Here is a 12959-nt window from a genome sequence, read left to right as displayed (position 1 = left end):
GACGGGGTTGTTCCCGAAGTGGCCGGACGGTTAGGTTACTGATCGGTAGTGACCTGGTCGTCGTGACGCCCCCGAGGGTCCGTGACGGCGGCACCGACACCGGCTGCCCCCAGGCCGGGTACCGCAAGGGGATGGCATGAAGGATCTGTTCTCGGTCGACGGCAAGACCGTCCTGGTCACCGGCGGCTCCCGGGGCATCGGCCTGATGATCGCCCGGGGCTTCGTCGCCGCCGGGGCGCACGTCATCATCTCCTCCCGCAAGGCCGACGTGTGCGAGGCGGTGGCCAAGGAGTTGGCCGTGCACGGACGCTGCGAGGCGATCCCCGCCGACCTGAGCCGCGACGAGGGCGCGCAGCACCTCGCCGCCGCCGTCCAGGACCGGGTCGACAAGCTGGACGTCCTGGTCAACAACGCCGGGGCCACCTGGGGCGCGCCGTTGGAGAGCTACCCGGAGAGCGCGTTCGACAAGTTGTGGGCGGTGAACGTCAAGGCGGTCTTCCGGCTGACCACCGCGCTGCTGCCGGCCCTGCGGGCGGCGGCGAACTCGGACGACCCGGCGCGGGTCATCAACATCGGCTCCATCGACGGCATCCGGGTGCCGATGATGGAGGTGTACGCCTACTCGGCCACCAAGGCGGCGGTGCACATGCTGACCCGCAGCCTGGCCCATCAGCTGGCCGGCGAGCAGATCACCGTCAACGCGATCGCCCCCGGGCCGTTCGAGAGCAAGATGATGGCGTTCGCGCTCGACGACCCCGGTTCCCGCTCGGCCATCGAGGCCCAGATCCCTCTCGGCCGCATCGGTCGCCCCGAGGACATGGCCGGCACCGCCATCTACCTGGCCTCCCGAGCCGGGGCCTACCTGACCGGCGCGGTGATCCCCGTCGACGGCGGCCTAACCACCCACGGCTGACCACCCACCCCACCGCCCTACCCCACCCCCACCCCAACCCGCCCCGCGATCTTGCAGTTTGTGTCGGTGCCTACACCGCAGAAGCCGCGTAACAACGACCGAAAGTGCAAGATCGCGGAGGATGTCGCGGGGTGCGGGGGAGGGTGTGGAGGGGGTAGGCGGGGGCCGCGCGGATTCGGCAGATCCGCGCGGCCCCGGTTCGGTCTGTCAGCGACCGGCGAGCAGCCGGTTCACCGCGGTGTCGACGTCCAGGTGCTCGGCCTCCCGGCCGCGCGGAACGACGACGTAGGTCCGCCGCAGGAAACGCACCAGCACGCTGCGCGGCACCTCGAACAGGGCGTTGCCGTCCGGCGACGACAGCGCCAGCGCGACGAAGTCGCCGCGCGGGGTGGCCCAGGGCCAGACCCGTACGTCCCCGATGCCCGCCGGCTCGTCCAGCCCGGTCACCAGCAGCTCGCGGGCGAAGGACCAGCTCACCGCCTCGCCACCAGCCGATTCCGCATGGAACAGGACATGGACCGCATACGGATCAGCAGGGTCGTAGCGCAGACTGGCGCGCACCGGCAGGGCGGTGGCGTCAGGTGCGACGAGCCTTAGCGACGTCTCGACCTCTACGGTCGTCGGTCGGATGACACTCATGAACGTTCTCCCCCCGGCACCGCTGCGGAACGCGCGTGTCCCGCTTTTCCCATACTCAGCCGCTACTCCTGGCTACGCTCCGCCATGCGCTGACTTCACCCAGTGGTGGGAAGGGGGTCGGAAGGGCCTCATGAAAGTGAAACTTCATGTAGAATTTCCGATTCTGCCCAGTGGGTTCATCCTGCCCGGCATCGGGTTTGTTGAGTCGTCGACTTACTCCGGTAACGTCCAGTCGGCGGTTGCAGTGACGGGCCCGCGCCACACTGGGGCGGGAAATGGTCGCGGACGCGTTCCTCAGTGGATGCGGCGCCCGGGCGAGACCCGTCGAACGTCGCGGTCCGCACAGCCGAACAGCGGGGGTACGGGGTGCCGAAGAAGCGGAGAAGCCGGCACGGTCGGTCAGTGATCGATCACGGTCGGTCGGGCGGCCGTGGCGCTGCGGCTGTGCGGGTGCGCAACGGACGTGGCTACCCGGGTGGAAGCCGGGATAGATCGACCGGGAAGGGGCATCGTGGGGAGATGACCGGGGGCGTACAGCGCGAGAGGGGTGGTGTCGCCGTGTCCGAGCGACGCGACCCGCCGCCGTGGCGGCAGCGGATATCCACCACTCTCGCCCTGATCCGGGCCAACCCCACCGGCCGAATCGCACTAAAGATCATCTTCGGGGTGCTGGGTGCCCTGGTGGTCACCCTCGGCATCGCCCTCATCCCGCTGCCCGGCCCCGGTTGGCTGCTGGTGATCGCCGGCCTCGGCATCTGGGCGGTGGAGTTCCACTGGGCCAAACGCCTACTCGCCTTCACCCGCCGGCACGTCCATGGCTGGACGGCCTGGGTCAAGAAACAATCCCTGCCCGTACGCCTGGTGATCGGCTCAATCGGCCTCGTCTTCGTCGGCGCCGTCGCCCTGCTGTCGATCAAGTACAGCCTCGGCATCGACGTCATCGCCCAGGTGCTGCACTACCTCGCGACGCACTGACCCCGGGTTCGCGGTCCGCGCGCCCGATCGGGTAGAGTCATCCGCGCTGAGGGCGATTAGCTCAGCGGGAGAGCGCTTCGTTCACACCGAAGAGGTCACTGGTTCGATCCCAGTATCGCCCACGCAGCTCAGGCCACTTCCCGGGATTCGGGAGGTGGCCTTTCTGCTGCCCGTACAGCAGCGAAGTACAGCAACGGTCATCGGACGGGGTGGCGAGCAGGCGAGGGGATGTCCGCCTGCACTGTTACTTTGCCGGCCGTGAATGATCAGCTGACGTGGATCGACCGGATCATCGACGTGACCGGATGGCACCAAGAGCCCGAGGACGGTGCCGGCTGGGAGCAGGTGGAAGCCGAGCTGGGCGTCGCGCTGCCGACAGACTTCAAGGAACTGTGTCGGCGGTTTGTGCCGGGGGCGTTCTACGCGTACCTGGACCTTCTACGGCAGACCGACGACCATGCGCAGCCGCTGCTTCGGACGTGGGCCTCTTCTCGGCAATGGGTAGCCGGGCATGAGTCCGCGCGGCTGTGGGCCCCCTACGAGATGTACGAGCCCGAAGAGGGGCCGGGGCTGATCCAATGGGGCAGCGATCAGACCGAGGGGGAGTACTACTGGCTAGCGGACCGTTCAGTGGAGCCCGACCGGTGGCCTGTGGTCGCGCGGTGGGACGCCATCGAGCCGTGGCACCAGCTCGACATGTCAACGGCCGAGTTCGTCTACCGGGTGATCGCGGACCCGGAGTTCAAGCCGTTCACGGTGGCCGACCCACCGCGGCGACCCTTCTACCTGCCGCACTGGGGACCGTTCCCGAAGAGCGCTGAAGACTGGGATGCTCTCACCGATCCGAACCGCAAAGGCTGAACTACGCCCTCCGAAGGGCTGCCCTTTAGGGACAACAGTCAGCGGCCGAGGGAGTCGCCGAGACGCCTGAGCGCGTCGCGGGTCGCCTTGGACGAGACCTGGGTGTAGATCTCCATGGTCACGGAGAAGCGGGCGTGCCGGAGGATCTGCATGGCGACTCGCGGGTGGACGTCGAGGTCTGCCAGGAGGGTGGCGCAGGTTCGCCGCGCGTCGTGGACGGTGATCGGCGTGACTCCCGCCTTGTCGCAGCGGGTCTGCCAGGAGCGTTGGAAGTTGCGCGGCTCGATGGGCGTGCAGTAGCGGGTGGTGAATACGAGTCCGGTCTCGTGCCACGCCTTGCCGGCGGCTGCTCGTGCCTCGTCGCGTTGTTGCTGTCTGAGCTTGAGAGCGGCCAAGCAGATGTCGGGCAGGGGCAGGGTGGCGTCGGACGCCTGAGTCTTGGTGTCGCGGTGCAGGAGCTTTCCGCGTACGCGTTGCAGTTGCCGGCCGATGGTCAGCTCCCCGGCGTCGAGGTCGACGTCGGCCCAGGTGAGACCGAGGGCTTCGCCTTTGCGTAGGCCGGTGACGAGGACCAGGGCGTACGCGGCGTAGAGCGGGTCGGCGTCGGCGCGGGCGGATTCGAGGAACCGGCGGGCTTCGTCGCTGGACCAGGACTTGCCGCGTCGGCGGCGGACGGTGGCGAGGGTGACCGGGACAGCCGGGTTGCGGGTGATGAGGTCTTCGGCCTGGGCGTGGGTGAGGGCGGCCCGCAGCGCGGCCCGGATGTCGCTGACCGTGCGGGTCGACGGGACCGCCTGGCAGCAACGCCCGATCGCACAGCAGCGCCGCTTCTCCTTACGGCGGGCGGCGTCCTTGCCCTGGGCGCAGCACTGGCAGGTGCGGGCTACCTGGTTGAGCCAGGTCTGCACGTCCCGGGACTGGAGCCGGTCGAGCCGCTTGGCCCCCAGGCCGGGGGAGAGGTAACGCCTGACGAACGTCTCGTAGGTGGCGAAGGTGAGCGGCGCCCGGTTCGGCTCGATGATCTCGGTCAGCCAGTAGGCGAGGAAGCTACCCACGGTCGGCACACTTGTCGCCACCGGTCCGGCCTTGGCCTGCTGGTGCAGTTTGATCCACTTGTCGTGGACGGCTTCCCGGGTCTTGCCGTAGACGTACTTGCGGGTCCGCTTCCCGTCCGGCTTGGTGACCCAGACGTACGCGGCGAAGCCGTTGCGGTACGGGAAAATCGAGCCTTCGCCGTTGGCGCGGGCACATCCGGGCATCAGGCAGCCTCCTGCCGGTCGATCTGGGCGCGGATGTAGTCGTCGACCCATTCGGGAAGGATGCGGCGGTACTTGCCGTCCTTGATGGAGCGCAGCTCGCCGGTGGCGATCTTCATCTTGACCTTGGAGATGCCGAAGCCGAGCAGGACGGCGACCTCGGCGGGGGAGTACCAGCGGGGGCGCAGGTCGTGGTTCATGCGGCGGCCCCGGTAAGCCAGGCGTCGTGAGCGAGTTCTTCCCAGCCGACGCGTCTGCTTTCCCGTCGCTGTCGGGCGGCGGTGTTGGCCAGCAGCGCGTCACCGTCGGTACGCCAGCCGGCCCCGAGGTAGGTGAGCGTGCCGACGGTGAGGGTTTCGGTTTCCTCATCTTCGGCCCGCCGGTAGGTGGCGCGGGTGTCGCGGAGCAGGGCGAAGGTGACGGAGTAGCGGCGGGCCTTGGTGAGGAAGTGGCCGCCGAAGCCGAGCATGTGCGCCCAGCGCCGCAGCCCGGCGTATGGGTTGGTGTCAAGGCGGCCTGGACGGTCCTCGGCTCGTGCGGCGCTGCGGGTGGTGTAGGTGGCGGTGGGGCGTCCGAGTCGCCAGCAGGCGTCGATGAGGCGGGCGAGGTGGTCGCCGTCGGGGTTGGCGTAGGCGTCGATGGTGTCGGAGGTGAGCCGGGTCGAGGCGTGGCCGGTGACCTCGGTGGCTTTGGTGGCGTACTTGGCGAGGTAGGCGGCCACCTTGGCGTCGGTCACGTCACCGTCGCCGCTGCCGATCCGGCGCACGTCGACCTGCTCACCCCAGGCCACCGGCCAGCCCTCCGGACGGTCGGGGTGCGGAGGTGTGGTGACGGTGATCTGCCGGGCGGCGGCGTGCACGGCGGCGTCCAGGTCATCGGCGTTGATGCCGGCCGGCGGCGGCACCAGAGCGTCCTTGTCGCCGGGGTCGACGCCGTCGAGGCGGAGCAGGACGTGGAAGTGCACCGCTCCCCGGCGCTGCATCTCGGCGACCTTGCCGTGTGACACCCGAACCGGCGGCACCCGGCGCACCCGGCCGGAGTCCGTGACGACCTGGACGTGGCTGATGCCGCGTCGGCGGTAGAGGGCGGCGAGCTGGCGTTCGATGGCCTGCTTGGTGCGCCGCCACAACTCGCCGGAGACGAAGTTCCACACGGCCTGGTGGTCGTGGTCGTAGCAGTCCAGACACAGCGGCCGTCCGAGCTGTGGATCGTCGGCGTCGTGGCGGGCGAAGCAGGCCGCGGGCCGCCCGTGGTCGCAGGTGCCGACATCGCGGCGGGCGTGGCAAGGGGCGGGGCGGCAGTCGCAGCGCCGCCGGTCGCCGCAGGTGTGTCCGGGGACGTGTCGACGGTGGACCGCGCCGAACGAGGGTGCGGTGAAGGTGGCGAACACGACCGGATGCCGCGCGACGGTGGCGGGGACGGTCTTGCCTCCGGTCAGGCCGGTGCGGACGACCTGGAAGGCGTCGCCCGCGTAGACCCAGGCGCAGTCCGGGCACTGCGACGCACGGCGGTTGCCGCACGCCTTGTAGATCGCGCGGTCGGGCAGCTCGTCGGTGTGCAGTTCTCGGATGACGCGGCCGGTGTCGGCCTCCACGCTGGCGAGGGTGCCGGTGAGGCGGATCGGGCGGGTACAGCCGCCAGCGGCGGCGGTGTGTTCCAGCCAGTCGAAGTAGTCCGGCGTGGCCGCACGGTGCAGGGCTTGGGTGATCCGGCCGGCGGCGAGGCCGGGCCGGGACACGGCGAGTGGGGCGGACATCGGTTTCTCCTCACGGGGTGGCAGGGACGGAAGACGAAGCACCACCAGCCGTGGACCCTGGTCCGCTGGTGGTGTTCGTCGTGTCTCCTGGCACCGCCGAAAGGGCGGCCGACGCCGGAGGGCGGAATCGTGGTGCTGCCACACTCCGCCGATCGGTGATGTCCTCTCGCGCTCGTGAACGTGATTGGCCGGCACGGGTGGGAAGCCTGGGATACCGGCATCCGGCGGGATCGCCGCAGGCTGCCCCACCCGTGGAAAGCGAGCGAATCCGGGCCATCGTGGACGGCGGAAGGCCGTGCTGGGCCGCTCGGCGGATTCAGAGAGCCGGCACTGTGGCCGGGCGATGGAGAGGCGGCGGGATGTGCCCCGCATCAGCGGCAGAACGCCGCTCGACCTCTCAGGAGTCGAGTCCAGCGATCCGGCGGGAAGGCCGCGCTGGCGTGCTCAACGACCGCCAGAGTAGCACCGGGTACCGACACGTCAACCCGCAGTGATCCCTCCGGCCAGGGCTGGGACGGCCGACTGCCGGCCGACTGCCGGCCGACTGCCGGCCGGTGTGGGAGGACTTTCTGTACGTCTATCAAGGCGGCCCTTGACGGGCCGCACGCGCCGCCGCCTGGGCGCGCGTCCGTCGCTCCGCTGACGCTCCGACTCCGGCCACGCAACACGCCCGGCGGCTGGCGCGAACAGCGGGTAGCCCACGGGGCCGCCGCAGATCGACAGGCCGCTTCCCGATGGGTGGTGGGCCGGCAGCCGGCCGGGCCGCACGGCCACGAGCCCGCGCGGCGTAGGGAAGCGCACGCCGGCCGCGTCGGCGGGCTGGCGGTGGTCGCGGCGTTGCGGTTAGAGCGCCTCCGGCGGGGGCGCTCCGGCTCCAGGATGGCCGGGGCTCCACCGGCGTGTCGCGGTCCGTGGGTGGTTGCGGTGGGGAGCCATCCCGCCAGCCGACGACCCGGGCGAGCCGAGCAGACCACCGCCCGACCCGCCAGCGTCCGAACCTGTGTCAAGGTCCGCTTGACGTGGCGGCCCGGGCGGCGGCCCGCTCCCCAGCAGGGCGGGTCGACGGCAGACGGAATGGCACCTGATCTGGGAGGTTGCTCGTACAAGGCAGTATCGACGCGTGCTTGCCAGGCGCTTGGAGCAGTATCGGCAGAGGTTGAAGCTGGAACGTGAGGTGGCTCGGCGTTGAGGGACCCACGTCTGGCATCAACTTCTGATGGAAGATATCGGCGATTCGCAGACTTTCGACCGTGCGAGGGCCCAAATGTCTCAGATTTACGCTTCACTGTTCACCTTCGTCGGAACACTGCTCGTAATTGCAGTGGGATTCTGGCAGTGGCGTCGCGCTCAGGCACGCGAGAAGTCCAAGGATTACAGGGCGAAGCGTGTCGAATATCTCTCGAAGGTGTGGACAAAGTTATCCGAGGTGGAAGACAGCTTCCGTCAACGCGCTAGATTTGGTGTCGGTCCGATTCCTTTGGGTGTCGAGGAGCGTCGAGAGGTAAACCTACTCCTGATTGATGCTGCACCCTTCCTGTTGAGGGACGAGCGCGAGTGGGCGCTGTCCATAGTCGAGGAAATCATCGAGATCTCGACCCTTATCCTGCATGCGAAAGCTCGGCCAGATTGGTGGTACAGTTCGATGGAGCTACCTGAAGCAACCTCAACCAGCGCTATTACTGCTCAAAGGCTTCAATGCTTCCGCCAGCAACTCGGCGAGCGCTATGCCGCCGTAACTCGCGGCCTTCATGAATAGGGTGGCAACGCCGATGGGCGGCGGTTGGCACAAGACAGCACCAGGCAGCAGAGCGCGGGACCCACTCGGGCTAACCTCAGGCGCAGCGGAGGGTATCCCTCAACTGCGCTCGACACAAAGAGTCGCCGTGCCCGCTGTGTACCCGACACAAGGGCAACTACCGGTACGCACTGAACCTGCGGCAGCAGGAAACTGGACGGTCCGTACCCCCTCCTAAGGCGGGACCGCTACCCACGGTGCAAATCAAGCCGATTCCCAAGCTGACAGTCCGTCCCCGGATGCAGGTGGCCCTGTTGCTGTCGACAGGCGGTCACCTCGGCGATGCTGTGGACCTGGGCAGCGGTGACAGCAACAGGGCCAGACGCGGAGGGCCGGCGAGGGAAGGCTACGGATCAGCGCCCGACGTCAGAGACGTGCACGGACGCGGCCGGACGAAGCGCGCAGAGCTGCAAGCGAGGGGTCGCACTTGAGAAGTCGGCTTACCGACAGGAAATCAACCCATCAGCGGGTATAGACCGGGACGCCGCCTGTGAAGACTCCGCATCATGACCAGTGTTCCGCCCCAGGGCCCGTGGGCTACTCGGCAGCCCAGCTCGCCCCTCACGGTGCCCGTACTGACCGATCCGATGACCCCTGCTAAGAAACTCGGAGCCGGAGGCATTGCCGCAATCGTCGTTGGCGGGGTCCTGCTTGCTTGCTACGGCTTTGCTGGTCTAGGCGCTCTCGTCGGAGACGAAAAACCTGAGGCCAACGCATCACCAAGTCCGTCATCCTCACCAAGCACCGTAGTACCGACCGCCGAACGCTTGGCGGCCGTCAGCGCTTCTCCCAGCATCGAGGCTGAGCCGTCCAGGACGATCGCACCGCCGAAGCCGAAACCGACCACAGCGGCATCGCAACCGAAGGAGCCCTACTACCGCAACTGCGACGCCGTGCGTGCTGCCGGGAAGGACCCGTTGTACGAGGATGACCCCGGGTTCCGACCTGCCCTGGATCGGGACGGCGATGGCGAAGCCTGCGAGCCAGACGGCGGCAACGGCGACACCGGGCCCGCGCCAGACGGCGATGTCTACTACGCGAACTGCTCGGCGGTACGAGCTGCCGGCGCGGCTCCCATCCGCAAAGGCGAGCCAGGCTACTCACGCAAGTTGGACCGAGACGGCGACGGGATCGCGTGCGAATGACAACGACGCGAAGGCCGCCGACCGGAGGGACGGCTTCTGCTTCACTGGGCCGTCCCGGGCCGTCTGGGCCGTCGCCGGCCGTCAAACGCCGACCAAGAATGACCAACGGCGACCAGTAGCGGCCAAAGAAACAGCAGGTCAGACGCCATATGGCGGCGGCTGACCTGGTGGGCGACGGACGAGTCGAACTGTATGCCGGATTCTGCGCACGTCACCCAGGCGGTCGAGGCTGGGTGGAACCAGTGGGTGTCCAGCCGACCGGCGCCCTAGGTAGCTCGCGGCAGGCACGGAGTGCTGTACAAGCGCGTCTGGAGAGTTGCCAAGAGGCTTCCGGAGCGAGGGCAAGCAGTCGGGGCTCAGGCACGAATGTCGGCAGGGCGAACGTAGTTGCGCCGAAGGTGCGCGAGCCGCACCATCAGGCAGTGAACATAGAACGTCCCGCTTGGACACCGCGCTCCTTCAAAGAGGCCGAAGAGGATCTTCGCTCCAAGGTCATCCGCGAGAGTCACTATCTGGAGTTCAAGGCCGAGTTCGGCGGTGGCGAGGCTGGCACCGGCAAGATCCGTAAGGCTCTGGCGAGCTTGGCCAACGATGGAGGCGTCCTCGTTGTCGGTGTCGAGGAGGACAAGGCGACCGTCAGGGCCGAGCGACTTGTACCGGTACAACTGGCCGGGCTCGTGGAGCGCATCGAGGGAGTGGCCGCAAGCCTAGATCCACCGCTGCACCTAGAGCGCGCGGTGGAACTTGAGGATCCCAATGACCCGGCCCGGGGGATTGTCGTCGTGCGAGTTCCGGTCAGCTTGATGGCCCCGCACCAGGTGCCCTCCGGCATGTACTACGCCAGGGACGAACGCCGGGCCCACGTCATGCCCGACGCGATGGTTGAACGGCTGATGCGTCAGCGCGAAGAGCGCGCCAATCGCGTCGCCCGCTCGCTCGACGAGACGGTCAAGGATCTGTCCCGAGGCGACCGCGGATTCACGCCTTCGGCCTCTCTTTTTGTCGGTTGTTTCACCCTCGCAGCAGAGCCGGTCCCGGTGAGAGATCAACACCTGCTGGCCGCACGGCTGGCTGACAACAACTCGTACAGTCGCTGGCTTGAGGAACACATGGAGGTAGCCAAAGACCGCGCTGGACGGCTGATCGGGCTGCATCAGGACCTGGCGCAGGCCCTCTACAGCGGCGGCTGGTCACCGGATCGCGGTGTGCCGAGGTATGCCCGAACCATGACCGGCGTCGAACGGGCGACTACTGGCGAAGGGCACGAACCCGAGATTCCGGTACGTGACATCTTGGCGATCGACGAGTCGGGAGCGGTGAGACTTTCGTCCAACTACATCATCTACCCAGAACGAGGGGACGATCGTCGAGTACTAGCCTGGCGAACTGTGCTTTCCGCCGCCGTATGGACGCTTGGGTTGCTGGACAGCATCACCGCCGAGGCGGGCTATCGCGCAGGTGTGGCCATTGCCGTACACGTGGAACTGATGAACACCGTGCCCGAGGAGCCCGCCGACGGAGTCGTTGGCCGAGCGCGGGACATACGTGCATCGACGCGGGAGAGCTATCCCGGCGCAACATACCAAGGTCAAACACTTGTACCGCTGGCCGAAATCGGGGGCGACCTTCGCGGCGCAATGGACCGGCTTTTCGGCCAGATGCTTCGCAACCTAGTACGGCAGCCGCCGTTCGGGATCATGGCTGGAGTTCGAGGTTGAGGCGTCGGGTGTAGTGGGCTTGGCGGGCTCGGGCTTGATGGCGGCGGCGCCAGTCTGACCAGCGCAGACGGTGGGCGAGGTCGCGGATCGGGCGGAGTACGAGGGTGTTGATCAGCCGGCGGGTCTCGTTGACGGTCAGCTTGATCAGACCGGTGTCGGTGGAATCATCGTCGGCTTCGGCGGCGCAGATCGCCAAGACGGCGAGGGCGGCCAGGGCGAGGGTGGTGAAGCGGTGCCAGGAGTCCCAGCGGCGGACTTGGTGTTGGTCGAGGCCGACCTGGCCCTTGGCGGCTTGGAAGCTTTCCTCGACCGTCCAGCGGATGCCGGCGACCCTCACGAGCTGGGCGAGGGTGGCCGGTCTGGGTGTCCAGCAGCGGTAGAAGGCCAGTTCACCGGTGGTGGTGTTGCGGCGGATCAGGAGGCTGTGGTGGCCGCCGTCGTCGGGGTCGGCGTCGGTGCAGACGTCGTCGAGCCAGGCCCAGTCGTAGAAACGCGGGCCCTTGGATCCGGCGCCAGCGCTGCGGCGCTGCCACGCCGAGGCCGGCAGGCCGGCGGCGACCCGGTCAGCCCGCACCCGAGTCTTCCCGCCGTCGAGAGGGACCAGGTGGCTGCGGGACACGGCCAGGACGTAGCCCAGGTGGTGTTCACGCAGGCGAGCACGGAAGACACTGCTGTTGCCGTAGGCCTCGTCCGCAGCCGCCCACCCAGCGGGGACGCCGGCGTCGAGGGCAGCGGTGATCATGTCGGCGGCCAGCTCGGACTTCGTGGCGAAGACGACCTCGTCGGGAACTCCGGCGGCCTGGCATCTGTCCCGGTCATCGGTCCACGACACCGGCAGGTAGACCCGGCGGTCGATCAGTGTGTGCCCATGCCGGCTGGCGTAGCCACAGAACACCCCTACCTGCGCGTTCTCGATCCGGCCGGCGGTGCCGGTGTACTGGCGTTGCACCCCAACCGTATGCGTGCCCTTCTTCAGATCCCCGGTCTCGTCAACGACCAGCACCGCGTCCGAGTCACCGAACCGGGCCACGACCACGTCACGCAGATCGTCGCGGACGGCGTCGGCATCCCACACCGCCCGATACAACAACCTCTGCATCGCATCCGGCCGCGCATGCCCGGCCTGCTCCGCCAACTGCCAGCACGTCTTGACCTCGATATCCGCCAGCAGCCCGGTCACGAACGCCGCCGCAGCCCGCCGCGGCTCGACCCGCCCGAACCGACCCGCGAACGCATCACACACCCCGGCCAGAACCCGCCGCCACCGGGCAGGGTTTACGCTGTGGCACGCGGCCACCGCCAGATCTGAAGTTATGTCCACAGCAGACAGACGATCACGCGGTGGCCGCACCTCGTCTACCCGGCCCCACCAGCGACATCTCAAACGGCGGCTGCCGTACTAGGGTTGGGAAACGTCCTTCGACCCTCCGGTAGTGCCCGGTGATGGGTCGGGTCGGCCGAACAGCATCTGTCGCGGCAGCAGCGTGACCCGCTCGTAGCTGGCGATGGCTCTGATGCTGTCGACAGCAACAGTGACAGCAACGAGCCCGGACGAAGACGACCACCGACGAGGGAGCGCGGACAGTCGCCCGAGGTCACGGACGCAGACGGACCCCGCCGGACGAAGCGCCTAGAACTTACAAGCGAGGGGTCCAAGTCGAGCCGGCCGGGTGTGGAAGGCGTTACTCGGCGACGAAGACGCCGACCCCTGGCAGAGTCTCGGTCATTCCCTTGATTCGTAGTACCTGCATGGCTCGGTCGATCACCGGCTCGGTGACCTCGTAGTGCTCGATCAGCTCTCGCCGGCTGGGCAGCTTGGAGCCTGGTGGGAACTCGCCGGATGCGATGCGTTCGGCGAGGTCGTCGGCGATCTGCTCGTATCGGTAACGCGGTGGCACTTG

The 12959-nt window shown here is 68.0% G+C and carries 12 protein-coding genes and 1 tRNA gene; 7 read left to right on the top strand and 6 right to left on the bottom strand.

Going from position 1 to position 12959, the window contains the following annotated elements; translation table 11 throughout:
• Positions 1–136 precede the first annotated feature (136 nt).
• Positions 137–913, top strand: coding sequence for a glucose 1-dehydrogenase (locus O7605_RS11085; protein ID WP_269739110.1), 777 nt, complete (start codon positions 137–139; stop codon positions 911–913).
• Positions 914–1120: 207 nt separating this feature from the next.
• Here O7605_RS11085 and O7605_RS11080 read toward each other — a convergent pair whose 3' ends face one another.
• A complete protein-coding gene (locus tag O7605_RS11080) occupies positions 1121–1552 on the bottom strand; it encodes an SsgA family sporulation/cell division regulator (RefSeq protein ID WP_007457244.1) in 432 nt (143 codons plus the stop codon).
• A gap of 297 nt (positions 1553–1849) precedes the next feature.
• On the opposite strand from O7605_RS11080, the gene O7605_RS11075 reads away from it, so the two are divergent.
• The 3 genes from O7605_RS11075 to O7605_RS11065 all read left to right on the top strand — a co-directional run bounded on the left by O7605_RS11075 (position 1850) and on the right by O7605_RS11065 (position 3388).
• On the top strand, positions 1850–2527 hold the full coding sequence (locus tag O7605_RS11075; RefSeq protein ID WP_269739109.1) for a TIGR02611 family protein: 678 nt from the start codon (positions 1850–1852) through the stop codon (positions 2525–2527).
• Between the two features lie 50 nt (positions 2528–2577).
• Positions 2578–2649: transfer RNA gene (locus O7605_RS11070), tRNA-Val, on the top strand.
• A gap of 136 nt (positions 2650–2785) precedes the next feature.
• Entirely contained in the window at positions 2786–3388 is a 603-nt protein-coding gene (locus tag O7605_RS11065) for a hypothetical protein (protein ID WP_269739108.1), read from the top strand.
• 38 nt (positions 3389–3426) lie between these two features.
• Here O7605_RS11065 and O7605_RS11060 read toward each other — a convergent pair whose 3' ends face one another.
• The 3 genes from O7605_RS11060 to O7605_RS11050 are packed head-to-tail and all read right to left on the bottom strand — an operon-like array spanning position 3427 to position 6400.
• On the bottom strand, positions 3427–4647 hold the full coding sequence (locus O7605_RS11060; RefSeq protein ID WP_269739107.1) for a tyrosine-type recombinase/integrase: 1221 nt from the start codon (positions 4645–4647) through the stop codon (positions 3427–3429).
• On the bottom strand, positions 4647–4844 hold the full coding sequence (locus O7605_RS11055) for an excisionase family DNA-binding protein (RefSeq protein WP_269739106.1): 198 nt from the start codon (positions 4842–4844) through the stop codon (positions 4647–4649). Before O7605_RS11055 ends, O7605_RS11060 begins: the two co-directional genes overlap by 1 nt.
• Positions 4841–6400, bottom strand: coding sequence for a replication initiator (locus O7605_RS11050; RefSeq protein WP_269739105.1), 1560 nt, complete (start codon positions 6398–6400; stop codon positions 4841–4843). Before O7605_RS11050 ends, O7605_RS11055 begins: the two co-directional genes overlap by 4 nt.
• Positions 6401–7616: 1216 nt before the next feature.
• Between O7605_RS11050 and O7605_RS11045 the strand changes: the two genes are divergently transcribed.
• The 3 genes from O7605_RS11045 to O7605_RS11040 all read left to right on the top strand — a co-directional run bounded on the left by O7605_RS11045 (position 7617) and on the right by O7605_RS11040 (position 11058).
• A complete protein-coding gene (locus O7605_RS11045; RefSeq protein ID WP_269739104.1) occupies positions 7617–8156 on the top strand; it encodes a hypothetical protein in 540 nt (179 codons plus the stop codon).
• Between the two features lie 545 nt (positions 8157–8701).
• The gene (locus tag O7605_RS31865) at positions 8702–9340 is read left to right on the top strand and encodes an excalibur calcium-binding domain-containing protein (protein WP_332317121.1); all 639 of its coding nucleotides are present in this window, start codon (positions 8702–8704) and stop codon (positions 9338–9340) included.
• A gap of 422 nt (positions 9341–9762) precedes the next feature.
• Complete coding sequence (locus tag O7605_RS11040) at positions 9763–11058, top strand: AlbA family DNA-binding domain-containing protein (protein ID WP_269739103.1); 1296 nt, start codon at positions 9763–9765, stop codon at positions 11056–11058.
• On the opposite strand, the gene O7605_RS11035 is transcribed toward O7605_RS11040, so the two are convergent.
• On the bottom strand, positions 11036–12355 hold the full coding sequence (locus tag O7605_RS11035; RefSeq protein WP_443083905.1) for an IS701 family transposase: 1320 nt from the start codon (positions 12353–12355) through the stop codon (positions 11036–11038). The two genes, O7605_RS11040 and O7605_RS11035, sit on opposite strands and share 23 nt — an antisense overlap.
• A 385-nt stretch (positions 12356–12740) precedes the next feature.
• Positions 12741–12956 (bottom strand): winged helix-turn-helix domain-containing protein, encoded by a 216-nt coding sequence (locus O7605_RS11030; protein ID WP_254876763.1) that lies wholly within the window; start codon positions 12954–12956, stop codon positions 12741–12743.
• Between the last annotated feature and the right edge of the window lie 3 nt (positions 12957–12959).

Source organism: Verrucosispora sp. WMMA2121 (assembly GCF_027460185.1).
GTDB lineage: Bacteria > Actinomycetota > Actinomycetes > Mycobacteriales > Micromonosporaceae > Micromonospora > Micromonospora palythoicola.
The sequence above is the reverse complement of the archived record's forward strand: the minus strand, read 5'-3'. Positions and strand labels throughout refer to the sequence as shown.